Annotated in this window: 23 protein-coding genes; 12 read left to right on the forward strand and 11 right to left on the reverse strand. The window is 70.1% G+C overall.

What is annotated here, in order from left to right:
* Positions 1 to 47: 47 nt before the first annotated feature.
* Entirely contained in the window at positions 48 to 1,877 is a 1,830-nt protein-coding gene (thiC, locus tag AC07GB_RS03520; RefSeq protein WP_478841545.1) for a phosphomethylpyrimidine synthase ThiC, read from the reverse strand.
* 209 nt (positions 1,878 to 2,086) lie between these two features.
* Here thiC and AC07GB_RS03525 point away from each other — a divergent pair, with 209 nt between their 5' ends.
* Positions 2,087 to 3,646 carry a YibE/F family protein gene (locus AC07GB_RS03525; RefSeq protein WP_478841546.1) on the forward strand — a complete coding sequence of 520 codons (1,560 nt, stop codon included), beginning with the start codon at positions 2,087 to 2,089 and terminating at the stop codon, positions 3,644 to 3,646.
* A 100-nt stretch (positions 3,647 to 3,746) separates the two neighbouring features.
* Here AC07GB_RS03525 and AC07GB_RS03530 read toward each other — a convergent pair whose 3' ends face one another.
* From AC07GB_RS03530 to AC07GB_RS03545, 4 genes are all read right to left on the reverse strand, one after another.
* Positions 3,747 to 4,184, reverse strand: coding sequence for an SsgA family sporulation/cell division regulator (locus tag AC07GB_RS03530; RefSeq protein WP_478841547.1), 438 nt, complete (start codon positions 4,182 to 4,184; stop codon positions 3,747 to 3,749).
* A gap of 101 nt (positions 4,185 to 4,285) precedes the next feature.
* Positions 4,286 to 5,035, reverse strand: a complete 750-nt coding sequence (locus AC07GB_RS03535; RefSeq protein ID WP_478841548.1) for an IclR family transcriptional regulator — start codon at positions 5,033 to 5,035, stop codon at positions 4,286 to 4,288.
* Between the two features lie 1,458 nt (positions 5,036 to 6,493).
* Positions 6,494 to 6,721, reverse strand: a complete 228-nt coding sequence (locus AC07GB_RS03540; protein ID WP_478841549.1) for a DUF5326 family protein — start codon at positions 6,719 to 6,721, stop codon at positions 6,494 to 6,496.
* 467 nt (positions 6,722 to 7,188) lie between these two features.
* A complete protein-coding gene (locus AC07GB_RS03545; protein WP_478841550.1) occupies positions 7,189 to 7,506 on the reverse strand; it encodes a cupin domain-containing protein in 318 nt (105 codons plus the stop codon).
* Positions 7,507 to 7,577: 71 nt separating this feature from the next.
* Between AC07GB_RS03545 and AC07GB_RS03550 the strand changes: the two genes are divergently transcribed.
* The 5 genes from AC07GB_RS03550 to AC07GB_RS03570 all read left to right on the forward strand — a co-directional run bounded on the left by AC07GB_RS03550 (position 7,578) and on the right by AC07GB_RS03570 (position 11,472).
* Complete coding sequence (locus AC07GB_RS03550; RefSeq protein WP_478841551.1) at positions 7,578 to 7,958, forward strand: phage holin family protein; 381 nt, start codon at positions 7,578 to 7,580, stop codon at positions 7,956 to 7,958.
* Between the two features lie 8 nt (positions 7,959 to 7,966).
* Positions 7,967 to 8,500 carry a low molecular weight protein-tyrosine-phosphatase gene (locus AC07GB_RS03555; RefSeq protein ID WP_478841552.1) on the forward strand — a complete coding sequence of 178 codons (534 nt, stop codon included), beginning with the start codon at positions 7,967 to 7,969 and terminating at the stop codon, positions 8,498 to 8,500.
* A complete protein-coding gene (locus tag AC07GB_RS03560; protein WP_478841553.1) occupies positions 8,497 to 9,738 on the forward strand; it encodes a cystathionine gamma-lyase in 1,242 nt (413 codons plus the stop codon). The genes AC07GB_RS03555 and AC07GB_RS03560 overlap by 4 nt, the downstream gene beginning before the upstream one ends.
* A gap of 286 nt (positions 9,739 to 10,024) precedes the next feature.
* A complete protein-coding gene (locus AC07GB_RS03565) occupies positions 10,025 to 10,930 on the forward strand; it encodes a LysR family transcriptional regulator (protein WP_478841554.1) in 906 nt (301 codons plus the stop codon).
* A 59-nt stretch (positions 10,931 to 10,989) separates the two neighbouring features.
* Entirely contained in the window at positions 10,990 to 11,472 is a 483-nt protein-coding gene (locus AC07GB_RS03570) for an NUDIX domain-containing protein (protein ID WP_478841555.1), read from the forward strand.
* 44 nt (positions 11,473 to 11,516) lie between these two features.
* Here AC07GB_RS03570 and AC07GB_RS03575 read toward each other — a convergent pair whose 3' ends face one another.
* Complete coding sequence (locus AC07GB_RS03575; protein WP_478841556.1) at positions 11,517 to 13,025, reverse strand: globin domain-containing protein; 1,509 nt, start codon at positions 13,023 to 13,025, stop codon at positions 11,517 to 11,519.
* A gap of 783 nt (positions 13,026 to 13,808) precedes the next feature.
* Positions 13,809 to 14,480, reverse strand: a complete 672-nt coding sequence (locus AC07GB_RS03580) for an HAD family hydrolase (RefSeq protein ID WP_478841557.1) — start codon at positions 14,478 to 14,480, stop codon at positions 13,809 to 13,811.
* A gap of 76 nt (positions 14,481 to 14,556) precedes the next feature.
* Between AC07GB_RS03580 and AC07GB_RS03585 the strand changes: the two genes are divergently transcribed.
* Positions 14,557 to 15,138 carry a DUF2269 domain-containing protein gene (locus AC07GB_RS03585; RefSeq protein ID WP_478841558.1) on the forward strand — a complete coding sequence of 194 codons (582 nt, stop codon included), beginning with the start codon at positions 14,557 to 14,559 and terminating at the stop codon, positions 15,136 to 15,138.
* A 5-nt stretch (positions 15,139 to 15,143) separates the two neighbouring features.
* Positions 15,144 to 16,022, forward strand: a complete 879-nt coding sequence (locus AC07GB_RS03590; RefSeq protein WP_478841559.1) for a GNAT family N-acetyltransferase — start codon at positions 15,144 to 15,146, stop codon at positions 16,020 to 16,022.
* 113 nt (positions 16,023 to 16,135) lie between these two features.
* Here AC07GB_RS03590 and AC07GB_RS03595 read toward each other — a convergent pair whose 3' ends face one another.
* Together AC07GB_RS03595 and AC07GB_RS03600 are read right to left on the reverse strand one after the other, a co-directional pair.
* Positions 16,136 to 16,567: a GlcG/HbpS family heme-binding protein gene (locus AC07GB_RS03595; RefSeq protein ID WP_478841560.1), complete on the reverse strand. Its 432-nt coding sequence runs from the start codon at positions 16,565 to 16,567 to the stop codon at positions 16,136 to 16,138.
* Positions 16,568 to 16,669: 102 nt separating this feature from the next.
* Positions 16,670 to 17,881 (reverse strand): MFS transporter, encoded by a 1,212-nt coding sequence (locus AC07GB_RS03600; protein WP_478841561.1) that lies wholly within the window; start codon positions 17,879 to 17,881, stop codon positions 16,670 to 16,672.
* A gap of 146 nt (positions 17,882 to 18,027) precedes the next feature.
* Between AC07GB_RS03600 and AC07GB_RS03605 the strand changes: the two genes are divergently transcribed.
* Positions 18,028 to 18,486 (forward strand): MarR family winged helix-turn-helix transcriptional regulator, encoded by a 459-nt coding sequence (locus AC07GB_RS03605; RefSeq protein ID WP_478841562.1) that lies wholly within the window; start codon positions 18,028 to 18,030, stop codon positions 18,484 to 18,486.
* 81 nt (positions 18,487 to 18,567) lie between these two features.
* On the forward strand, positions 18,568 to 19,020 hold the full coding sequence (locus tag AC07GB_RS03610; protein ID WP_478841563.1) for an N-acetyltransferase family protein: 453 nt from the start codon (positions 18,568 to 18,570) through the stop codon (positions 19,018 to 19,020).
* Between the two features lie 313 nt (positions 19,021 to 19,333).
* Here AC07GB_RS03610 and AC07GB_RS03615 read toward each other — a convergent pair whose 3' ends face one another.
* Positions 19,334 to 20,707, reverse strand: coding sequence for a serine hydrolase domain-containing protein (locus AC07GB_RS03615; protein ID WP_478841564.1), 1,374 nt, complete (start codon positions 20,705 to 20,707; stop codon positions 19,334 to 19,336).
* A gap of 194 nt (positions 20,708 to 20,901) precedes the next feature.
* On the opposite strand from AC07GB_RS03615, the gene AC07GB_RS03620 reads away from it, so the two are divergent.
* Both AC07GB_RS03620 and AC07GB_RS03625 read left to right on the forward strand, forming a co-directional pair.
* Positions 20,902 to 21,774: an RNA polymerase sigma-70 factor gene (locus AC07GB_RS03620; protein WP_478841565.1), complete on the forward strand. Its 873-nt coding sequence runs from the start codon at positions 20,902 to 20,904 to the stop codon at positions 21,772 to 21,774.
* Positions 21,775 to 21,887: 113 nt separating this feature from the next.
* Positions 21,888 to 23,018: an NAD(P)/FAD-dependent oxidoreductase gene (locus AC07GB_RS03625; RefSeq protein ID WP_478841566.1), complete on the forward strand. Its 1,131-nt coding sequence runs from the start codon at positions 21,888 to 21,890 to the stop codon at positions 23,016 to 23,018.
* Positions 23,019 to 23,065: 47 nt separating this feature from the next.
* Here AC07GB_RS03625 and dnaB read toward each other — a convergent pair whose 3' ends face one another.
* Positions 23,066 to 24,529 carry a replicative DNA helicase gene (dnaB, locus tag AC07GB_RS03630; RefSeq protein WP_478841567.1) on the reverse strand — a complete coding sequence of 488 codons (1,464 nt, stop codon included), beginning with the start codon at positions 24,527 to 24,529 and terminating at the stop codon, positions 23,066 to 23,068.
* Positions 24,530 to 24,774 lie beyond the last annotated feature (245 nt).

A 24,774-nucleotide genomic window follows, 5' to 3' on the forward strand; every position in this document is an offset into this window, starting at 1 on the left:
GGACACCGCCACGCGGCCCACCGGCCCACCGGCCCCGGTCGACCGGCTCAGTCGGCGATGGGCAGATAGACCCGGTTCCCCGCCGCCGCGAACTCCGCGGACTTCTCCGCCATCCCCTGCTCGATCTCGGCCTGCGTGCCCCCGTGCTCCCTGCGGATGTCCTGGGAGATCTTCATGGAGCAGAACTTCGGCCCGCACATCGAGCAGAAGTGCGCCGTCTTCGCGGGCTCCGCGGGCAGCGTCTCGTCGTGGAACTCACGGGCCGTCACCGGGTCCAGAGCCAGGTTGAACTGGTCCTCCCAGCGGAACTCGAAGCGCGCGTCCGACAGCGCGTCGTCCCACTCCTGCGCACCCGGGTGCCCCTTGGCGAGGTCCGCCGCGTGCGCCGCGATCTTGTACGTGATGACGCCGGTCTTCACGTCGTCGCGGTTGGGCAGGCCGAGGTGCTCCTTCGGCGTGACGTAGCAGAGCATCGCCGTGCCCCACCAGCCGATCATCGCGGCGCCGATGCCGGACGTGATGTGGTCGTACGCGGGCGCGATGTCCGTGGTCAGCGGGCCGAGCGTGTAGAACGGCGCCTCCTCGCAGATCTCCTGCTGGAGGTCGATGTTCTCCTTGATCTTGTGCATCGGGACATGGCCCGGGCCCTCGATCATCGTCTGCACGTCATGCGCCTTGGCGATCTTGTTCAGCTCGCCGAGGGTCTCCAGCTCGGCGAACTGCGCGCGGTCGTTGGCGTCCGCGATGGAGCCGGGCCTGAGGCCGTCACCGAGCGAGTACGTGACGTCGTACGCCGCGAGGATCTCGCACAGCTCCTCGAAGTGCTCGTACAGGAAGCTCTCCTTGTGGTGCGCGAGGCACCAGGCCGCCATGATCGAGCCGCCGCGCGAGACGATGCCCGTCTTGCGGTTCGCGGTGAGCGGGACGTACGGCAGGCGGACGCCGGCGTGCACCGTCATGTAGTCGACGCCCTGTTCGGCCTGCTCGATGACCGTGTCCTTGTAGATCTCCCAGGTCAGCTCCTCGGCCTTGCCGTCGACCTTCTCCAGGGCCTGGTAGAGCGGCACGGTGCCGATGGGGACGGGGGAGTTGCGCAGGACCCACTCGCGGGTCGTGTGGATGTTGCGCCCGGTGGACAGGTCCATGACCGTGTCGGCGCCCCACTGGGTGGCCCACGTCATCTTGTCCACCTCCTCCTCGATGGAGGAGGTGACCGCGGAGTTGCCGATGTTGGCGTTGACCTTCACCAGGAACCGCTTGCCGATGATCATCGGCTCGATCTCCGGGTGGTTCACATTCGCCGGCAGGACCGCGCGGCCCGCCGCGATCTCGTCGCGGACGACCTCCGGCGCCATGTTCTCCCGGATGGCCACGTACTCCATCTCCGGTGTGATCTCCCCGCGGCGTGCGTACGCGAGCTGCGTCACCGCCTGCCCGGCGCGGGCGCGGCGCGGCTGGCGCGGGCGGCCGGGGAAGACCGCGTCGAGGTTGCGCAGGCCGCCGCGCGGCGAGGTGTGCTTGATGCCGTCGTCCTCGGGGCGGACCGGGCGGCCCGCGTACTCCTCGGTGTCGCCGCGGCCGATGATCCAGTTCTCCCGCAGGGGGGTGAGCCCCCTGCGCACGTCGGTGTCGATCTCCGGGTCCGTGTACGGACCCGAGGTGTCGTACAGGGTCACGGCCTTGCCGTTGGTGAGGTGCACCTGGCGGACCGGCACGCGCAGATCGGGGCGCGAGCCCTCGATGTACGCCTTGTGCCAGCCGGTGGACTTCCCGACCTCCGAAGCGTTCTGCTCGCTGGGCGCGCTTTGCCCGTTGGGCGCGCTTTGCCCGCTTTCGGACTGCATGGAGGCAGGCGTGCGTGTGTCCGATGTGGTCATGAGACCTACTCCCTACGCCGGCATTACCCGGTAACAGGTTCGGCGGTCGACGCAGCGGCTTCCGTACGGTCCGATTCCCGTTCGTACGGAGGTCAGCGCCCTCTCAGCCCGGTGCTCCGAGCTCCCGCGTGTGCAAAGGTGCCTCCACGCTAGCGTCATATCGGGCGCGGTGAACAGAGGGCCCCCACCGTTCTTGCGATGATCGGGCCGTGACCACCACAGAGCCCCCCACACCGCCGCCCCCGCCGGAGCCGCCGATTCCCCATGGCCACGGCCATGGACACGGGCACGGGCACGGCCACGCGCACAGCCACGGTCCGGCCGCGCCCGTCTCCCAGCATCTGCGCAAGGTCATCGCCGCCGTCCTGATCCCCTTCGCCACGGCCGTCCTCGTCGGCCTCGTGGTGCTCTGGCCCGGTGGCACCCCCGATCACGAACGCACCGGCGTCGGCTTCGACCGGCAGACCCAGTCGGCCACCGTCGCGAAGATCACCACGCTCCCCTGCGCGGACGTGAACGCCTCGCAGACCCCGCCCAACGGCGACACCTCCACCCCCGAGGGCCAGTCCGCCCAGTCGCGCGCCAAGGGCACCTGCAAGAAGGCGACGATCAAGGTGACCAGCGGCCCGAACAAGGGCTACACCTTCACCGAGATCGTCCAGCCGGACTCCCCCCGGCAACTGAAGCAGGGCCAGGGCGTGGTGGTCGCCTACGAGCCCAAGGCCCCCAAGGGCCTGCAGTATTCGGTCGCCGACGTGAACCGCAAGGTCCCCATGGCCTTGCTCGCCGGCATCTTCGCCCTGGCCGTCGTCGTGGTGGGACGGCTGCGCGGCGTCATGGCCCTGGTCGCCCTCGCGGTGAGCTTCCTGATCCTGACCTTCTTCATCCTGCCGGCGATCCTGCAAGGCTCGAACCCGCTGGTCGTCGCGGTGGTCGGGGCGAGCGCCATCATGCTGATCGCGCTCTATATGTGCCACGGCCTGACAGCGCGTACGTCGGTCGCGGTGCTCGGCACCCTGATCTCCCTCCTCCTCATCGGCCTGCTCGGCTCGCTCTTCATCGGCTGGGCCTCCCTGACCGGCAACACGGACGACAACACCGGCCTGATCCACGGCCTCTACCCGGCCATCGACATGAGCGGCCTGCTGCTCGCGGGTGTCATCATCGGCTCCCTCGGCGTGCTCGACGACGTCACCGTCACCCAGACCTCGGCGGTCTGGGAGCTGCACCAGGCCAACCCGACGATGGGCTGGCGCGGTCTGTACCGCGCGGGCATCCGCATCGGCCGCGACCACATCGCGTCGGTCGTGAACACCCTGGTCCTCGCCTACGCGGGTGCCGCTCTCCCCCTTCTGCTGCTCTTCTCCATCGCCCAGAGCAGCGTGGGCACCGTGGCCAACAGCGAGCTGGTCGCCGAGGAGATCGTCCGTACTCTGATCGGCTCGATCGGCCTCGTCGCCTCCGTCCCCGTCACCACCGCGCTCGCCGCCCTCGTCGTCTCCGCCGACCGATCGGGCCCGGCTGCGGCACCGGAGGTCCCGGCGGGCTCCTCGCACCCGTCCGGGCTGGGCGGACCGGGCGGACCGGTGGGGCCGGGCGAATCCGCCGGGCCCGGCGGCCCCGGCCTTCCCGGCGGCCCTGGCGGAACGGCCGGCCCCGGGTCTGCGGGTCCCTCCGGGCCCGCCAGTGTCGCCTCACCCCGGACGGGCGCCTCTCCGTCCCGCCCACGCCTCACCCGTGGCGGCACGGGCCGCCGCCGAAAACCCTGAACTCCCCTTCAAGGACCGGCCCCTCGCCCCCCTCCCGGTCACTCACCGTGAAAAGCACCAATCCGCCATCGCGCTTCCCGCCCCGCGCGCCGGGCGGCGCTCAGCCCGCGCTCTGCTCCTCCGCGAGGATGCGGTGCAGCGCCTCGTCCAGATGCGTGTCGAAGTCGGCCAGTGTCCGCTCCTGGCCCAGCGGCACCAGCTTGTCGGTCCGGTCCAGGAAGGCCAGCAGCGGCGGAATCCCCACCCTGAACAAGGCCTGGTCACCCCCCACTTGAAGCCTGATGACCGCCTCGTCGAGATCGTCGGATCCGGTGGGCGCGATGTGCACATCGCCGTCGCCGCAGGCCCGGCCCACCCCGTCCACCAGCAACTCCCGCCCGAAGGCCCAGGTCACCGGGGCGTCGCCAGGCAGGTGGAAGGTCAGCCGCACGGCATACGGATCACAGGTCTCGTACCGCAGCTCGACCGGGATCCGGAACGAGAGATCCTCCGACACAAGGAAGCTCATCATGACCTCTGCCTGGACCGACTCTCGCATCGCCGCCTACCCCGTCAGTAGCCTTCCGTGGCCAGGAACCAACTTCCTGACACTCGTGTCATCTTGCTCAACGTGCACACCAGATCACAAGGAGTGAGTTTTCAGATGCTGATAGAGAAGGCGAGTGTCCTTAGTAGCTTTCCCAGCTCACCCTGCAAGGTGCGCGCCGCGGGCATCAACCGGTCCGCCTGACCCGATGGAACGGAGATCGCCATCGTGGCCGCCGTCGTCCCCACCGTGATCGGGATCGCGGCGCAGACCGTCCCGAGCGCGTACTCCTGGTGCTCGACCACCGGCGTCATCCTTCCCAGCGCGTCCAGTCTGCGCAGCAACGTCCGTTCGTCACGCACCGTGTTCGGCGTGAGCGACCGCACCGGGTAGCGGTCGAGGTGCTCGCGCCTCGCCTCGTCGTCGAGCTGGGCCAGCAGGCACTGCCCGATCGCATGGGCGTGACCGGTCTCCCGGAAGTCGGCCCACTCCTCGACGGCTGGATTGCCCGAGGTGTCGGCGATGGAGACGACTTCGATCTCCCCGTCGCGGTAGATGGCGAAGTACACCGGCACCCCGATGGCATCGCGCCAGTGCGCCAGGACGTCACCGATCATGGAGCGCCGGTTCTGCTGTGCCGCGCTGGCCCCCAGCCGCTCCGCCGCCTCGCCCAGCACGAACACCCCGTGCTCCCGGCGCAGATAGCCCTCGTGGGTCAGCGTCCTGAGCAGGTGGTACGCCGTCGAGAGCGCGAGCCCCGACTCACGGGCCAACTGCTTCGCGGGCGCCCCGCCCTGGTGGGACGCAGCGGCCTCAAGCAGCCGCATGGCCCGCTGCACGGAGCCGATCAGGGTGGGGCCCATGACAGTTGAGCCGGCCTCTGCCGAAGCGCGAGGCTCCGCCGGTGCGGGCCCTGCCGAGGGGGGTTCTGCCGAGGAGGGTTCCGCCGAAGCGGTGGTCGGGGCCTTCCCACACGAGTTGGCTTCCCGTGCGGGCGCGGCGGCGTGGTGGGAGGTGTGTGGGGGTGAGGCGTCAACCGTGGCCATGGGTCACTCCCGGTGCACATGGGGGTCCACCCGTGCTGGGGATACACGGGAGGGGGCAGTGGTCCCGCCTGCGGGGGCGGCCCCGCGTCGGTTTTCGGACTCTAACCCTTGGCCACCGCTCCGGGGTCCCGCGTGGGGAAACTTCCCCCACGGGAGGGAATTGGGCGCTCCTTCCGCGGTCGGTGTGCGACGCCTTTTCAAACGGTGTGCGATGACTTTGCCGGTTGGTGTGGGAGGGATTTGTTGATCTTTGCGCGAGGGGTTTATTGATCGGCATGCGGGGCTTAGCTGATCGGGGTGCAACGGCTTCGCTGATCGGTGGGCGACGGCTTAGCTGATCGGTGGGTGATGCCTTCGGTGGGCGGTGGATCTCAGCTTCGCTGTCCGGTGAGTGGCGCCTTCGCTGTGCGCTGGTTGATGCCTTCGCTCTCCGGGGGTTGCAGCCTTCGCTGTCTGGTGAATGTCGCCTTCACGCTCCGGGGGTTGCAGCCTTCGCTGTCCGCTGGATGTCGCCTTGGCTGCCCTGGTGGACGGCGCCTTGGCTGCCCTGGTAGACGGCGCCTTGGCTGATCGGTTTGTGTGAGGGGGCTGGTGGACGTGCGGGGCTTCGCCAGGTAGACGTGCGGGGCTTCGCCAGCAGGGTGTGGGGCGGCTGGTCCGTGGGTGGGGATTCGCTCTTCAGAGGGCGCGAGGTGGTTGACCCCTGGGTGGGGCTTCGCCCCTCGGCGCGCCTGGGGGGCAGAACGTGGACGAGGCTTCCACCTCAGAGCGCGTGACATGGCTGGCCTCTGTGCGGAGCTTCGCCGTCCGGGGCACGTAAGTGGGCTGAATCCATGCGGGGGCCTCGCACCCCTGTGCGCGTGAGGTGGCCAACCTACGCGCGAGGCTTAGCCGATCAGTGCGCGTCAGGTGGCTGCCCCCTGGACAGGGCCCCACCGACCGCCAGCGTGAGGTGGCCGCCCCCTGGGCAAGGCTTCGCCGACCGCCAGCGCGAGATGGCTGCTCCCTGAAGGCGCTTGGCCGACCGGTGAGCGCGGAGGTGGCTGCCCCCTGGACAAGGCTTCATCGACCGCGAGCGTTGAAGCGACTGCCCCTTGGAGAGGGCTCAGCCGACCGGCAAGCATGAGGCGACTGCCCTCCGGACGTGGCTTCGCCGCGCAATCTGCCCAGCCCACCGGCAGACACAGCCAGTTGCCCAGCCGACCTGACCACTTCCCCGTCGACCTGCGAAGAGCCCCCGTCGCCCTGCGAAGAGCCCCCGCCGCCCCGGCCCCCTCACCAGTCAGCGTGCGACGAGCCCCGGGACGAAGGCGAGCGGGATATGAACTTCCGCACCAGGTAGATCAGTCCGCCGACCAGGGCCACGAAGAGCAGCACCTTGAAGAGCAGCGCGAACACGAAGCCGATGATGCTCGCTATCAGCCCGCCGAACACGACCAGGGCGACGATCGGCACCGCGACCCACTTCACCCACCACGGCATACCCGCGAAGATCTCTCGCATTGCCTCGCCCTTTCCCGTTTCTCCATCACTGCGTTCGGTTCTCCGCCACTGCGCGGATTCCTTGTCTCTCGCATTCGATGCTAAGGCGGGAAGAGCCCGTTCGGAGCCGCGAGATCCCTTGTCCGCCCCTGACTCGTCCCCTAGGGAACCCAGGGCGCCGGACCCTGATCCTCAGCGCCTGCCCCAGGTCAGGGCCCCCATGCCTCCGCGCCGCAGGAGCGAGCAACCCGGCCGCGCGACAGCCGGAAGCCCGGGCCCAAAGGGCCATCGTGGCCAGGAACTCGGAACCGGAGAGGTTCGGGGCCGGGGGGCTCAGGGCCTCGGAGCCAAGGACTCAGGGCCGGGGGCTCAGGGCTTCGGAGCCGAGGGCTGGAGCCCGGCCGACCGACGAGCGAACGCCCAGGCGCCCGGACGCCCGGGCGGATCACCACCGCCCTAGCTCCCCCCCCAGCCACAAGAGGCCCCGCTCACCGCTCCGGCGGTGAGAACACCACCAGAACCCGCAGGTCCTCCGTGATGTGGTGGAACTTGTGCGGCACCCCGGCCGGTACGTACACCACGCTGCCGCGCGCGACCGACGTCGTCTCCATCCCCACGGTGATCGAGGCACGGCCGCTCACGACCATGTACACCTCATCCTGGCGATGGGGCTGCTGCGGGTCGGTCTCCCCGGCGTCCAGCGCGTAGAGCCCGACCGACATGTTCCGCTCCCGCAGAAACTGCAGATACGCGCCGTCGTTGGCGGCTCGCTCCGCTTCCAGCTCGTCCAGTCGGAATGCCTTCATCGCTCTTGTGCGCCCCTTGCCCCAGGTCGTGGACCGACCGCTGCTTACCTACGTCTGCCACGATCAGACACATGAAGAATTTCGTAGTCAAGACGATCGCCAACGCGGTGGCCCTGGCCGTCGCGGTCTGGCTGCTCGACAAGATCACGCTCACCGGCGACAGCACGGGCGGGAAGACACTCACGCTGCTCGTCGTCGCCCTGCTCTTCGGTCTGGTGAACTTCCTGGTCAAGCCCGTCGTACAGGTACTCACGTTCCCGCTGTTCATCCTGACGCTCGGCCTGATCACACTGGTGGTCAACGCCTTGATGCTGCTGCTGACGTCGTGGCTCGCCGACAAGCTGGACGTCAGCTTCCATGTCGAGGGCTTCTGGACCGCCGTGTTCGGCGGCCTGATCATTTCGATCGTCTCCTGGGCGCTGAACGTCGCCCTGCCCGACCACAAGGACTGACCCGACCGATGCCCTCCACCGCCCCGTCGCCCCGCCCCGCCACCACGCCGTTCGGCGTCTGCTTCGTGTGCACCGGCAACATCTGCCGCTCGCCCATGGCCGAGTCGGTCTTCCGCACCCTGGTGCGTGACGCGGGCCTCGACGGCCTCGCCCTGGTGGACAGCGCGGGCACCGACGGCTGGCACGAAGGGGACGAGGCCGATCCGCGCACCGTCGCCGTCCTCGCGTCGGCGGGCTTCGACACCGCGCACGTGGCCCGTCAGTTCCAGGCGGACTGGTTCGCGCGGCTCGACCTGGTGATCGCGCTCGACCACGGCCATCAGCGCACCCTGCGCCGACTGGCGCGGTCTCCCCAGGACGCGGACAAGGTGCGGCTGCTGCGCTCGTTCGACCCCTCGGCCGAAGCCGTCGGCGACCTCGACGTCCCGGATCCTTACTACGGGGACTTCGTAGGCTTCGAAGAGTGCCTGAAGATGGTCGAAGCGGCGTGCGAGGGCCTGCTCGACGTCGTACGGGAAGCGGTGGAAGGGCAGCCGGCATGACGGAAGCGGAGCGGATACGGGCGGCGGGCGCGGGCCCCGCACCGGTCGAGGACACGGGCCCCGCCCCGGCGACGGCCCCCGCCAGCCCTCCGGCCCGTCCGCGGCCGCTGAACCCGGGCGACGGCACGCGCGCCGTGCGCGCCGGACTCCCCGAGCCCGTGAAACACGAGCCGACGCTCCCGGGCCCCGTCTTCGCCGCGCACTTCCACCTGCCCGGCGACCCCACGGGCCCGTACACCTACGGCCGCGACGAGAACCCGACCTGGACGCTCCTGGAGCGTGCCATCGGGCAGCTCGAAGCCCCTGACGACGCGAACGGCGGCGTGGAGACGCTGGTCTTCGCCTCCGGGATGGCCGCGATCTCCGCGGTGCTCTTCTCCCAGCTGCGCGCCGGTGACGCCGTGGTGCTGCCGGACGACGGCTATCAGGCGCTGCCGCTGGTCCGTGAGCAGCTCACCGCGTACGGCGTCGAGGTCCGCACCGCGCCCACCGCCGGCGACGCGCAACTCGACGTGCTCGACGGCGCCCGGCTGCTGTGGCTGGAGACCCCGTCGAACCCCGGCCTCGATGTCTGCGACGTACGCCGCCTCGCCGACGCGGCACACGCGCGTGGCGCCCTGGTCGCCGTCGACAACACCCTCGCCACCCCGCTCGGGCAGCGCCCGCTCGACCTCGGCGCCGACTTCTCCGTGGCCAGCGGCACCAAGCAGCTCACCGGTCACGGTGACCTCCTGCTCGGGTACGTGACCTGCCGTGACGCCGAGCGCGCGGCCGCCGTGCGGCGCTGGCGCAAGATCGTCGGGGCCATTCCGGGCCCCATGGAGGCCTGGCTCGCGCACCGCTCGCTCGCCACCCTCCAGCTGCGGGTCGACCGACAGAACGCGAACGCCCTGGCTGTCGCCGAAGCGCTGCGCGACCACGCCGACGTGACGGGTCTGCGCTACCCGGGCCTGCCCGACGACCCTTCGTACAAGGTCGCGGAGCGGCAGATGCGGCGCTTCGGGTGTGTGGTGTCGTTCGAACTGCCCTCACGCGCGCGTGCGGACCGCTTCCTCGGCGCGCTGCGGCTCGTGGACGACGCGACGAGCTTCGGAGGCGTGCGTTCCACAGCCGAGCGGCGCGGTCGCTGGGGCGGGGACGCCGTTCCGGAGGGGTTCATCCGCTTCTCGGCCGGGGCGGAGGACGCCGAGGACCTGGTGGCCGATGTGCTGCGTGCGCTGGATGAGACGGCGGACTGACCCTTCCGATCACCTCGCCCACGCGTCATGACCACCCGGCCAGAGCGATTACTCGCGCTCGGCCTGCACGGCAGACGCAGGGGGCAGGCGGGCGGGGCTACGCACAACGGACGGTCCGAGCCTCCCCCCTCGTGGCTCGGACCGCCCTCGGTTCCGCGCGCGAAGAACCGCGCGAACAAGGCTAGTTGACTCTGTGTCAGTGTCCAATCACAGTAGCGACAGCAACCTATCGACAAATTTATAGTTGTCCTGCGCCGGGGGCCGACACGGATGAGAGGGCTACACCATGGATCTGGCCCTGTTGCGCACATTCGTCACGGTGCATCGGGCCGGTTCCTTCACCCGTGCCGCCGCTCTCCTCGGTCTCTCCCAGCCCGCGGTGACCTCCCAGATCCGCACGCTGGAGCGTCAGCTGGGCCGCCCCCTCTTCCTCCGCCAGGCCCGTGGCGTCACTCCGACGACCATCGGCGACGAACTCGCCCACAAGGCCGCCCCCCACCTCGACGCGCTGGTGGAGATCGCCGAAGCCGGGCTCGACGAGGACTCCTCGATCCGCACCCTGCACCTCGCGGGGCCGCCCGAGTTCACGGCCGAGCGGGCTCTTCCGACCCTCACCGCGCTGACCGGGGCCGACGGGCAGGGCTTCGCCCTGCGCGCGTCGTTCGGCAACGCCGAGGAGGTCCTGGAGGGGCTCGCCGCCGGACACCACGACCTGGCCATCACCACCGCCCGCCCCCGGGGCGCCCTGCTCACCGCGACACCGCTCTGCGACGAGGAGCACGTCCTGGTCGCGGCGCCCCGCTGGGCCGCCCGGATCGGCCCCGGGAAGCTGCGCCGCAAGGGCGCCCTGACAGTCGAGAACCTGCCGGTCGTGGAGGTCCACGAGTCGCTTCCGCTCGTCTCCCGCTACTGGGCCGCCGTCTTCGACTCCCGCCCGGCCGCGTCGGGCGCCGTCATCGTGCCGGATCTGCGGGCCGTCCTGGCGTGTGTGATCCAGGGAGCCGGACTCGCCGTCCTGCCCCGCTACCTGTGCGCGCCCGCCCTGGAGCGATGCGAGGTCGTGGCGCTGCTCGACCCTGCGGTACCCCCGCTGCGGACGTACTTCCTCGTCGTACGCACCGGCACACTCGCCATGCCGCACATCGCGCGGGCGCACGAGTGGCTCCTGCGTGCTGCGGTCGACTGGGTGTAAGGCGCGTCCCGACTGGTTCGCGATGTTTCACGTGGAACAGTCCGGGCCACATTTCCCCCATGACCGTCCGACCAGTGGTCAAGCGCACCGCACGTGCCGTCCTTCTGGACGGGGACAATCTGATCCTCATCAAGCGGACCAAGCCCGGCGTGGATCCGTACTGGGTCACCCCTGGCGGTGGGGTCGAGGCCGAGGACGCGACGGTGGTGGACGCGCTCCACCGCGAGGTGCACGAGGAACTCGGCGCCAAGGTCACCGATGTGGTGCCCTGCTTCGTGGACACGGTCGAGCACATCGGGGAGGACGGCGGCGCCACCGGCGTGAAGGTGCAGCACTTCTTCGTCTGCCGCCTGGAGTCCATGGACCCGGGCCAGCGGCACGGCCCCGAGGTCGAGGAGCCGAGCGGCGAGTACGAGATCGTCCGGGTGCCCTTCACCCGTGTCGGCATCGCCTCGGTCCATCTCGTACCGCTGTCGCTACGGCACTATCTGGACGGCAACATCGAGGGCGTACGCGCGATGCACGCGCCTGACCTGGGCTGACCTGGGCTGAAGCATCCGGCGCCGGGGCCTGCGTGGTGCGGCGGTCAGCCGCCCGCGGCGACCAGCTCCTCCACCGAGTCGTGCCGGATCCGGCCCGCCGGTATCCCCACGTCCCGCAGCGCGTCGACGCCGCTGCGGATCATTCCTGGCGGGCCTGACACATACGCGTCGTACTCGTTCCACGGGCCGTACTCGCGCACGGCGTCCGGCAGCTGCGCGCGGGTGTCGACGACCGGGCGGACGGCCAGCCACGGGTGGGTCTGCTGGAGCCGCAGCATGGTGTCGATGTCGTACAGGTCGTGGTTGGTGCGGGCACCGTAGAAGACCTCGACGGGGCGCCGCCTGCCGCGCTCGGCGACGTCCTCCACGAGGGCCTTGATGGGCGCGATGCCGGTTCCGCCACCGAGACAGAGCAGTCCGCTGTCCGTGCTGTGGTCGACGGTCATGGAGCCGGACGGCGCGCCCAGCCGGAGCACGTCGCCGGGGCGCGCGTGATGCACCAGCGCGTTGGAGACCCAGCCCGCCGGGACCGCCTTGACGTGGAAGGAGAGCAGCCCGTCGGAGCGGGGCGCCGACGCGAAGGAGTAGTGCCGCCAGATGCGCGGCCACCACGGGGTCTCCAGGCTCGTGTACTGCCCGGCGAGGAAGGGGTAGGGCTGGTCGGGGCGAACGGTGATGACGGCGATGTCGGGCGTCCGCAGGTCGTGCGAGACCACCTCGGCGTACCACCACGCCGGCGCGCGCATCTCGTCCTCGGCCGCCGCGTCGATCATCACCTGGGAGATCGTCGTGTACGTACGCACCCACGCGGCCTCGGTGTCGTTGTCCCAGACCGCGCTCGCGTACCGGCTCAGCGCTCCGATCAGACACTCCCCGACAGCCGGGTAGTGCTCGGCCTGCGTGCCGTACTTGCGGTGTCCACGACCGAGATTGCGCAGATAGTCGACGAGGACGTCGGCCTGGTCGATGTGCTCCGCGGCGGTCAGAAGGGCCGTCAGGAGCCGATCGCGCTGGGTGTCCATCGCCGCGGGGAACAGCGCGCGCAGATCGGGGTGGCGGGTGAAGAGCAGCGCGTAGAAGTACGAGGTGACCTTGTCGGCGATGGGGGCGATCTCGGCCATGGTGCGCTGGACGAGGACGGCGTCGGACGACGGGGCCTTGGGGGAGGCCTTCGGGGAGTCGGGCCGGGCCGGAACGCCAGCTTCCGGGGCGATGCCCCCTGAGGCGTCCGGGCGGGCGGCTTCCGGGGCCGGGATGCTGGCTTCCGGGCTCGCGTCCGCCGGAGCCGGGTCCGCGTCCTCGGGCAGCGGAGCCCTGGCCACCTCGTCGGGCAACGAGGCCCCGGGCGCGCCCGCTGGAGCCGGAGCTTCGACCGCCACCTCGGGTGCCGGGGCCGGGGCCGTGTCGCCGGAGGCGGGGCTCCTGACGGCCTCGCCGGACTCCCTGACCCTGCCCTCGGACAGCGGAGCCCCGGCCGTGTGCGCGGCAGCCGGAGCCTCGACCGCGGCCGAGGGAAGCGGGGCCCCTGCACCGCCCTCTGGACGCGTGGTCATACCGCTGCCCGCGGCAACCGCAGTGCCCTCGGCACCCGTTGGGGCGCCCTCCGCCTCCTCACGCCGAGAAGGCTCAGCGACCGTACGGAGGAGCGGGTCGGGCGTGAACTCCCGGGCGGCTTGCGGGACTGGGTCCGGCGTCAGCTCGGGCGCGGCGGGCGGGCCGGGCGATATTCGCCCCGCCTCGGCTTCGGCTGTCCCTGCGGCCGGTCTGCCGAGGGGCCGTATGGTCGCTACCCGTCGGCCCTCGGGTGCCTGGCGGCCGCCGCCCTCAGGGCCCTGTCCGGCACGCTCGGTGCCTTCCGTGCCCCCGCCGGAGGCAGTCGCCTCCTCGGGCCGCTCCGGCGGTCTCCGCGGCGTGAACCAGCCGCCGCCGTGTCCGGAAGTGCCGTTGCCCGCCGACGTGGTGGTCGGAGCGTCCATGCTGTGCCTCGCCTCGAACATCTCTCAGTCGGTCCGCGCACTTCCTCACCGGAAGGTGCTTGCTTCCCCGCCTTGCCTCGGCAGCCCATGCTGATCACATTGAACCCTGACGCCCCACGCCTTACGGACAAGTAGGAAAGAATGTGACATTGGCCGCAGTCGCCTCTCCGGCAGCATCGCATCCGTGCCCGTCGCGCGGGGCCCATAGCCGGAAGAACGGGTCTTCGATCTCTTTACCCCGTTAAACTTTGCTGATCCGTGCGCACCTCCAGGGGCACGACTTCCGCCCCCCCGGAACCCACCCGGCTTGAACCGGACTCGACCATACCGGCAGCCGTCGAACACACAAGTGCCCTTCCTTCATTCGGAATTCCGGGATCCGCACTCTCCGATTGCCTCCATTGCCGACGTGCGCACCAATTCGTACGCCTGCCGCAAGTCCCGCCCGACATAGGAGTGCGTGGCCAGGTCGACCAGCCGCGAATCCGCGTTGACCGCGACCGAAACCGGAACCGCGGCGAAAAGATCCAGGTCGGACAGCGAGTCTCCATAGGCAACGCAGTCGGCCTGAGCCACGCCGAACTCTTCACAGAGCCGGTTCGCGATCTTCACTTTGGCCGCCGCGTTGAGGATGCCCAAGGGATCCATGGGCTCGCTGAACGGCACCGAGGGGAACCGGGAGCCGTGCGCGGCATGGGCGCCCCAGCCAAGAAGCCGTTCGACGAAGAACGAGGGCGACAGCGAGATCACCGCACAGTAGTCGCCGTTCGCCCGGATCTCCGCCCATGTGTCCTGGATGCCGGACAGCCAGGGCGCCCCGTCGAAGGCCAGCCCCACCTGGGCGTCAGTGAGATCCGCCCACAGCGCGTGGACCCGTACTCCGTACTGGATCGAATCGATACGCCCCGATACGAAATCCCGTTCAAGTGCGGCTATTTCTTGTTCCAGGCCCAGTTGCCGGGAAATCTCCACGGGCGCCGCGGTTCCGTACAGCAGCGTTCCGTCCAGGTCGAAGAGGTGTAGGCGTGCCATGTACGCCGAGGCTAGTACCCGCGGTTACTCCCGCTGTCAGACGCCTGGGCCTGACGCTCGCGGCACGGTGTTTCACGTGAAACTACGTCGCCCCGCACGCCGGGCCACCCTCGTCGTCCATGTCGCCGCCTCGGCCGGCTGGCTCGGGCTCACCCTCGGGCTGCTCGCACTCGCTGCGGCTGCGATCACCACCGATTCCCATCCGACCATTGAGGCCTCCGTCCGTGCGATGAAGGTCTTCACCGACTGGCTCGTCCTCCCGCTGGCGCTGCTCACCCTGCTGAGCGGGCTACTGCTCTCACTCGGCACGTCCTGGGGACTCGCCCGCCATCGCTGGGTGTACACGAAGTTCTGGCTGACGCTGGCGACGACAGCCGCGTCGGCCTTCGCGCTGCGCCCAGGGGTCAACGAAGCGGCCGCGACGGTGTCGGCCGGCGACCCGCTGTCCAGTTCGACCGACCTCATCATGGGGCCGATCGTCTCGCTCAGCGCCTACCTGTTCATGACGGTCATCTCTGTACTCAAGCCCTGGGGGCAGACCCGGCGGGGCCGCCGCCTACGCGCCGCTCACCAGCGTGATCAGAGGCGACTTGGCGAAAAGCGGCGTGCTTCTCCCCACAAAGAGGTGGACGCCGAGGTCATGCGTCAGACAGCCTGACCCGCGTGTCGACACCTACCCTCTCCGCACTGCCCATCCGCAAGCTCACCCCGCGCGACCTCATCGCATGCGCCGATCTGTCCGAGGACCGCGGCTGGCCCCGCGAGGAGCACAAATGGGGGCTGCTCCTCTCGGCCGGAACGGGCTACGGCATCGACGACCCCGGCGGCCCCGGCCTCATCGCCGCCTGTGTCGTGACGCAGTACGGACCGTACGAGAACCCAGGACTCTCGGCGATCGGCATGGTGCTGGTCGCCGAGCGGCACGCCCGCAAGGGCATCGGGCGCCGTCTGATGCGCTACGTCATCGAGGGCGCGGGCACCACCCCGCTGACCCTGCACGCGACGCCCAACGGCCGCCCCCTCTATGAGCAGCTCGGCTTCAAGACGACCGGCCGCGCCGAGATGGTCCGCGGCCGATTCATCGCCGACGGCCAGGCCGGAGAGGTGCCGGGGATCACCACCCGGGCGGCGACCGCGGAGGACCTGCCCACCCTGGTCCGGCTCGACACCGAGGTCTTCGGCCTCGACCGCACCCATGTCCTCACCCGCCTCCCGGCCTTCACCGATCAGCTCCGGGTCGCGGAGGCGCAGGGCGAGATCGTCGGCTATGCGGGCGCCTGGCCGAACATGGAGACCCACGTCGTCGGCCCGCTGATCGCTCGGGACACGGACACGGCCAAGGCGCTCATCGCCTCGCTCGGCACCCGCACCGACCGCCCGCTGCGCACGGACATCGACGTCCGCCACGAGGAACTCCTCGCCTGGGTGAAGGCACACGGCCTGGAGCCCATCGCCTTCAACTCCGTGATGACGTACGGCATCCCGGAGCTGCCCGGTGACTGGACGCGCCGCTTCGCCCCGCTGACAGTGGCGGCGGGCTGAGAGCGCGTACGACCGCTCCCATGCCGAAGCCCGCCCTCACTTCCAGCAGGTGAGGGCGGGCTTTCCCGTGGGCCCTGGGTGGGCCTGGGAGGGCGGGCGGAGTCTGGGCAGGGTTAGACGAGAGTCTCCACAGCCGTCGTCGCGAATCCGTGGTCCTGCTCCGGGGCGCCCCCGCCGACCCCGATCGCGCCGATGAGGCGGCCGTCGCGGTGGACGGGCACGCCGCCCGCGATGAACAGCAGCGGCCGGTCGAGGGCGGTGGGCAGCGTGTGGAAGAGGCCGCCGGGCTGCACCGCGTCGACGAGGTCGGCGGTCGGGGCGTTCAGCTGGAGCGCGGTGTACGCCTTGCGGGTGCTGGTCTCGCCGGAGATCAGCACCGCGCGGTCGTCGCGCCGGAAGGCGAGGAGGTGGCCACCGGCGTCGAGGACGGTGACGCTGACCGTGACTCCGGCCGCGTCGGCGGCACGGTGCGCGGCGCTCACGAGGGCCTCAGCATCGGAGATGGTCAGTGGGGCGACGGCGGTGGGGGCGGGGGTGGTGCTCACGAGGAGTCTCTCCTTGGTGGAACGGTGTTTCTTGGTGGAACGGTGTTTCAGTGAGGGCCCCCGCCCCGGGCCAGTGGAAGCCGGGGCGAGGGAGGCGTGGGGTCAGTGGTGGGCGGCCACCGTGCGCTCGGCTACGGGGATGGCACCGGTGACGACCTTGGTCGGCGCGGGGGACCGGCGTTCCAGCGCCGCCGACAGGATGGCGAGGGCGAGCGCGGACGCGGCGAGCACGGCACCGACCCAGTTCGGTGCGGTGTAGCCGAGGCCCGCGGAGATGACGATGCCGCCGAGCCAGGCCGAGAGCGCGTTGCCCAGGTTGAAGGCACCGATGTTGACGGCGGAGGCGAGCGTGGGGGCTCCGGAGGCCTGGTCGAGGACCCGCTTCTGCAGCGGCGGCACGGTGGCGAAACCGAGCGCGCCGATCAGCATGATCGTCACCGCCGAGGCGATCTTGTTGTGCGCGGTGAGTGTGAAGACGGCGAGGACCAGGGCCAGCGCGCCGAGCGAGACGTACAGCATGGGCATCAGCGCGCGGTCCGCGAAGCGGCCACCGATCAGGTTGCCCCCGACCATGCCGAGGCCGAACAGGACGAGCAGCCAGGTCACGGAGGACTCCGAGTAGCCGGCGACCTCCGTCATCATCGGCGTGATGTAGGTGATGGCCGCGAAGACGCCACCGAAGCCCAGGACGGTCATCGCCATGGCGAGCAGCACCTGCACGTTGCGGAACGCGCCGATCTCGTGGCGCAGGCTCACGCCTTCGGGCTTGGGCAGGTCCGGCACGAGCTTGGCGACACCGGCCAGGCCGACCACGCCCAGGGCGGCGACGATGACGAAGGTGATCCGCCAGCCGATGGCCTGGCCGACGAACGTACCCAGCGGGACGCCGACCACATTGGCCACGGTCAGACCCGAGAACATGGTGGCGATGGCGCCGGCCTTCTTCTCGGGGGCCACCAGCTCGGCCGCGACGACCGAGCCGATGCCGAAGAAGGCGCCGTGGGCGAGAGAGGCGACGACACGTCCTGCGAGCATCACCCCGAAGGCCGGTGCGACGGCCGAGAGCAGATTGCCCGCGATGAACAGGCCCATCAGCAGCATGAGCATCCGCTTGCGCGAGATGCGGGTGCCGAGGGCGGTCATCAGCGGGGCACCGAGCACGACGCCCAAGGCGTAGCCGGTCACGAGGAAGCCGGCGGTGGGGATGGAGACGTCGAAGTCACCCGCGACCTCGGGAAGCAGTCCCATGATCACGAATTCGGTGGTCCCGATTCCGAAGGCCCCGATCGCCAGGGCCAAAAGCGCGAGAGGCATGGAGCTACCTTCCAAACGATTGCGGGAGCGCTTAACGTGCGTCCACAATAGTTGCAGACGCGGGATAATTGCAAGCGCTGGATATTGCAGCGGTGGACTATCCTGGACGCAGCCGCTCCGGGACGCAGGAAGACGGAGGAACAGCCATGACAGCGACCGACCCCGCACTCACCGCGCTGGCCCAGGGCTGGTGCGCGCTCTCCCTGCTCCACGGGAAGATCGAGTCCCGTGTGGAGCGGGCGCTCCAGGCCAAGCACGGCCTGAGCGTGCGGGAGTACAGCCTGCTCGACGTGCTCAGCCGCCAGCACGACGGCGAGGGCGGCCATCTGCAGATGAAGCAGGTCGCCGATGCCGTGGTCCTCAGCCAGAGCGCCACGACCCGGCTGGTCACCCGCCTCGAGGAGCGCGGTCTCCTCTCGCGCTATCTGTGCCCCACCGACCGACGCGGCATCTACACGAACGTCAGCGAGAGCGGCACCAAGCTCCTCGCCGAGGCCCGGCCCACCAACGACGCGGCCCTGCGCGAGGCCCTGGACGAGGCCGCGCAGAACCCCGAGCTGGCCCCGCTGGTCAGGGTCGTCGAAACGGCGCGCGTGCCGGTATGAAGCCAGGGCGCAGGCCCCCGCAGGCCGAGGCCACCGCAGGCCTCGACGTCTGACGCGGTGGCCTGCGCATAGGCTGCGGCCATGGGAGATCTTGAGATACGACCTGCCGTCGCTGATGACATCCCCGCGATCGTGGCCATGCTGGCGGACGACCCCTTGGGCGCCCAGCGTGAGTCACTGGACGACCTCACCCCGTACTACCCCGCATTCGAGCGGCTCGCCAAGGACCCGAACCAGCATCTGGTCGTCGCTGTCCGCGAAGGCCGTGTGGTCGGCTCGCTCCAGCTCACGATCATCCCGGGCCTTTCCCGGCAGGGCTCCACGCGGTCGATCATCGAAGCGGTGCGGGTGCATGCGGAGGAGCGGGGCAGCGGCCTCGGCACCCGGTTCATCGAGTGGGCCGTCGACGAATCCCGGCGCCAGGGCTGCCAGTTGGTACAGCTGACCTCTGACGCCACCCGCACCGACGCGCATCGCTTCTACGAGCGCCTGGGCTTCACGGCCTCACACGTGGGCTTCAAACTCCAGCTCTGAGACAGGCGTTGGCACCTCCGCGCGGTCGTCGACGCCCGCAGCGGGGGCGCCAGGTTGCCCTGCTTCTCTGTTTCACGTGAAACAGGGCAACCTGGGTATTGGCTGCGGCCTGGCTCTAGGAGGCTGGCAGGTCCTTGCCTGTGACGCCTGCGCCTCCTTGTCGGCGGTCCTGTCCTTGTCGGAGGCACGGCACCTGGGCGAGGTCCGGTTTCTGGGGGAGGACCGGTTTCTGTCTGAGGTCCGGTCCTTGCCCTGGGCCCGGTTCCTGGTCGTGGCCCGGGCCCTATCCGCAGCCCGGCCCTTGGCCCCTGAGCTACGCGAGGCCCCGCCACCCCTCCGGGTCCACTCCGCCGGGTACCGGGGCCTTCGCGTCGTACGGCTCCCGTGTGAAGACGAACGACCCCAGGTCGAGGTGGCTCACCGAGCCGTCCGGCCCCCTGACCGCTCGCAGGGTCTCCCCCGCGTAGTACCCGTCGAGCCCGGTCCACGTCCCGTCGCCGTTCGGCCGGAACCGCGAGCCACGGCCACCGCCCGCCAGCGGAGCCAGCTGAACCGCGCCGTCAGCGGCCAGACGCAGCACCTGCGCACTCGTCCCCCAGTACCAAGCACCAGTCAGCTCCAGTACGGACGGGTCGACCTCGCGCAGCGGGCGCCACGGCTCGGGGATGCGCGGCTCCGCCTCCGCCACGATCCGTACGAGTTCGGCCGCCACCAGGGCCACCGGAGGCCCGGAGGTGCAGTTGGCGAGGACCACGGCCGCGACGTCGTCCTCCTCGCAGGTCCACAGGCTGGCGAGAAAGCCGGGCAGCGAACCCGTGTGACCGATGAGCGCGCCACCGCCGAACCGCACGATGCTGACCCCCAGCCCGTACGTCTGTTCCGTGTCGCCGAACTCCGCGACCGCCGCCGGCGCCTTCATCTCTCGGACCGAGTCGAGACACAGCACCCGGTCATCGCCTCGCATCAGGAACACGGCGAACCGCGCCAGGTCAGCCGTCGTCGACCACAGCTGCCCGGCCGGAGCCATGAGCCCCAAGTCCTCGACGGACTCCGGCAGCAGCACATCGGCCCACGGGTGCACCGCCCAGCCACCCGCGTGCGGCGCCATCGGCTGCCCACTCGTACGGTTCAAACCGAGCGGTTCCAGGACCTCCCTGCGCAGCACCTCCTCCCACGGGGCACCACGCAGCGCCTCAACCAGCGAACCCAGCAGTGTGTAACCAGGGTTGGAGTAGTGAAAGCGGCGCCCCGCAGGGTGCTTGAAGGGCTGCTCCCCGAGGACGTCGCTCAGCTCGGGCCGCAGCGACGCGGGGCTGCGCTCCCACCACTGCCCCGGCGTCTCGGCCGCAAGGCCCCCTCGGTGCGAGAGGAGTTCGGCGATCGTGACCTCACCGACGCCGGTACCCGGCAGGTGCTTCTCCAGGGGATCGGAGAGATCGAGCACGCCCTCGTCACGCAGCCGCATCACCAGGACGGCGGTGAAGGTCTTGGTGATCGAACCGATGCGGTACTGGACGTTCTCGTCCGGCGCATGACCTTCGACCGAGGTCCGGCTGCCGGCCCACACCAGCTCGCCTCCCCGCACGACGGCAGCGACCAAGGACGGCGCCCGCCCCTCCGCCTGAGCAGTGGCGATCCGATGCGTCAGGGCCCGGCGCGTAGAGGGAAGCAGTTCTTCGTTTTCCATGGGGCCAGTTCATACGCGCGAGTACCCGAGCGTCGAGTCCATTACGAACGCTTACGTGGCCGCAGGGACACCATCGGGTCCACATCCCGCCTGGCCACGGCATGTTTCACGTGAAACTTCCCCTCTTGCGTAGGGGGGTGCGTCCGGAGAAAGTGGTCTTCCCTCCCACGAGTCAAGATCGGAAAGCAGCGCCGATGGACAAGCTAGCCACGTACGAGGAGAACCGTGCGCGGTTGTTCGGCCTTTCCTACCGGCTGCTCGGTGAGGCCGCTGAAGCCGAGGACGTGCTCCAGGACGCCTATGTGCGCTGGGCGGACAGCGGCCCGGTGGAGGTGCCCGCGGCATGGCTGACGAAGGTGGTGACCAACCTCTGTCTGAACCGGCTGACTTCGGCACGCGCACGGCGCGAGAGCTATGTCGGGCCATGGCTGCCCGAGCCGGTCTTCACCGACGGCGGCCAGCTCGGGCCCCTGGAGACGGTCGAGCAGCGTGACTCGGTCTCGGTCGGGCTGCTCGTCCTCCTGGAGCGACTGACGCCGGCCGAGCGCGCGGCCTTCGTCCTGCGTGCGGCCTTCGGCTATCCGCACGCGGACATCGCCGAGGTCCTGGACGTACCGGAGACACGCGTGCGACAGCTGTACCGGCGGGCCCGTGAACACGTTCAGCAGCCACGGCGACGGTTCGTCGCGGACCCGGAGCACCGCCTGAAGATCGTGCGCCGGTTCCTGGCTGCCGCGGCGGAGGGCGATGTCACGGGGCTCGAACAGTTGCTCGCCGAGGACGTCGTGGTCTGGGCGGACGGCGGTGGCCAGGCCTCCGCCGCGCGACGCCCGATCACCGGGGCCGACAAGGTCGCCCGCTACCTGGTCGGTCTCGCCACACACCCACGCGCGACCGGCACGGCCGTGGACATCCGTACGGTCAACGGCGAGCCGGCGATCGTGGCGCACCTGGCGGGGGAACTCATCGCCGTGCTGCACATGGAGATCGAGGACGGGCGCGTCCAGGCCATGCACAACGTGGTCAACCCGGCCAAGCTCGCCTTCGCCGCGGCCCAGCCCGCGTGACCACCTCTCCAGCCATGTGACCCACGTCTCGTCAGCACCTGTCACGGATCGGCACCCTTGTCCGGTCAACCCTTCGACGCCGCATCGACGGCAAGCAACGGAGGGAGAGCGTGATGGCAGCGCACATCGTGGTACTGGGAGCGGGCTACGCGGGCGTGGTCGCAGCCAAGTCGATCGCCAAGCAGACCGGCACCCAGGTGACCTTGGTGAACGCGAGTGACCGGTTCGTCGAGCGGGTGCGGATGCACCAGGTCGTGGTGGGTCAGCAGGTGCGGCAGCGGCCGATCGCCGAACTGCTCGCGGGCTCGCCGGTGAAGCTCGTCGTCGACCGCGTCGTCGCCATCGACGCCGAGCGCCATGAGATCGCCCTGGCCGAGGGCGCGCCCCTCGGCTACGACACGCTGGTCTACGCGCTCGGCAGCCACGCCGCCCACGACGCCGTGCCGGGGGCGGCCGAGCACGCCTACCCGCTGGCCGTCGCCGAGGACGCCGACCGCCTGCGGACGCGACTGGCCGCCGGCGGCACGGTCACGGTCGTCGGCGGCGGTCTGACCGGCATCGAGGCCGCGGCCGAACTGGCTGAGACACGGCCGGAGTTGAAGGTACGCCTGGTCACCGCCGAGGCCGTCGGCGCGCCCCTCTCCGAGCGGGGCCGACGACACCTCCAGCGGGTCTTCGCCCGGCTCGGTGTCGAGGTACGCGACCACGCGAGGGTCGCCAAGATCCGCGCGGACGGCGTGCTCCTCGCCGACGGCGCGCTGCTGCCCGCGGACACGGTGGTGTGGACGACAGGCTTCGGAGTACCGGAGATCGCGCGCGAGGCCGGATTCGCGGTCGACGACCACGGCCGTATGCTCGTCGACCCGACGCTGCGCTCGGTGTCGCACCCGGACGTCTACGCCATCGGCGACGCGGCCGCCGCCCGTCGGCAGGACGGGCAGGAACTGCGCATGGCCTGCGCCACCGGCCTGCCGGCGGCGGCCCACGTGGCGCGGTCGATCAGCGACCGCCTGGCGGGCCGCACCCCGCGCCCGCTGCGCTTCCGGTACGTCAACCAGTGCATCAGCCTGGGCCGACGTGACGGCCTCATCCAGTTCGTCCGGGACGACGACAGCGCGGTCGAACGCGTCCTCACGGGCCGCGTCGCCGCCTGGTACAAGGAATTCATCGTCCGGGGCGCCCTGTCGGCCCAGCGCCACCCGAGCCTCGTGAAGCTGACCCCGCGCGGGAGCAAAGCGGCATAGCCCGACGGCCATGCCCCGCCCCGAGCGCCAGGTCCGCGTCCTGTGCGCTAGGTCTGCGCCATGTCCACGAAGCGCGAGTAGTGGCCCTGGAAGGCGACGGTGATCGTCGCCGTGGGGCCGTTACGGTGCTTGCCCACGATGATGTCCGCCTCGCCCGCGCGCGGCGACTCCTTCTCGTACGCGTCCTCGCGGTGCAGCAGGATCACCATGTCGGCGTCCTGCTCGATGGAACCGGACTCTCGCAGGTCGGAAACCTGGGGCTTCTTGTCCGTGCGCTGCTCGGGACCACGGTTCAGCTGCGAGAGCGCGATGACCGGGACCTCCAGCTCCTTGGCGAGCAGCTTCAGGTTTCGCGACATGTCCGAGACTTCCTGCTGACGGCTCTCGGCGCGCTTCGAGCCACCGGACTGCATCAGCTGGAGATAGTCGATGATCACGAGCTTGATGTCGCTGCGCTGCTTGAGGCGGCGGCACTTCGCGCGGATCTCCATCATCGACAGGTTCGGGGAGTCGTCGATGTAGAGCGGCGCCGCCGAGACCTCGGGCATCCGGCGGGCGAGCCGGGTCCAGTCCTCGTCCGTCATCGTGCCGGAGCGCATGTGGTGCAGCGCCACGCGTGCCTCCGCGGACAGCAGGCGCATCGCGATCTCGTTGCGCCCCATTTCCAGGGAGAAGATGACGCTGGGCAAGTTGTGCTTGATGGAGGCGGCACGTGCGAAGTCGAGGGCAAGCGTGGACTTACCCATGGCGGGGCGGGCCGCGATGACGATCATCTGGCCGGGGTGCAGGCCGTTGGTGAGCGAGTCGAAGTCGGTGAAACCCGTGGGCACACCCGTCATCTCGCCGCTGCGGGAACCGATCGCCTCGATTTCGTCGAGGGCGCCTTCCATGATGTCGCCCAGCGGCAGATAGTCCTCGCTGGTGCGCTGCTCGGTGACGGCGTAGATCTCGGCCTGGGCGCTGTTGACGATCTCGTCGACGTCGCCGTCCGCCGCGTATCCCATCTGCGTGATGCGGGTGCCCGCCTCGACCAGGCGGCGCAGGACCGCGCGCTCGTGCACGATCTCCGCGTAGTACTCGGCGTTCGCCGCGGTCGGGACCGTCTGGACCAGCGAGTGCAGATATGAGGGGCCGCCGACCTTGGTGATCTCACCGCGCTTGGTCAGTTCCGCGGCGACCGTGATGGGGTCGGCGGGCTCACCCTTGGCGTACAGATCGAGGATCGCGGTGTAGATCGTCTCGTGGGCCGGGCGGTAGAAGTCGTGGCCCTTGAGCACCTCGACGACATCGGCGATGGCGTCCTTCGACAGGAGCATGCCGCCGAGCACCGACTGCTCCGCGTCCAGGTCCTGGGGCGGTACGCGCTCGAAGGAGGGGCTCCCTCCGTCCCAGCCTCGCTCGTGCTGCTCCTCGCGGCTCCGGCCGCCGTCGCGGCGCGGACGGGACACGGGCAGCCGGTCCCCCGGTCCACTCTCGGCCCACGGGTCGTCCAAGGGCTCGGAAATGCTCACCGGGCCACCTCCTCCCGTCCGCCGCGCGGACCTCGCCGTGCCCCTCTTTCCTACGGCACGACACTGACAAATAAGGGGGCCCAACTCCGGTTCTGACGCGTCGGATTTGCGTGGTTTCCCCGATGACAGGACGAGGCGGGCGCCGCACAACCGTAGGCCCGTCGGCACCGTCAGCCAATCTGGTTATCCACAGGCACTGTGGATGACTGGCCCGATGCTGTGGAGAACCCCGGGAAACCTGTGCA

It is taken from the genome of Streptomyces sp. NPDC045778, from assembly GCF_056431945.1.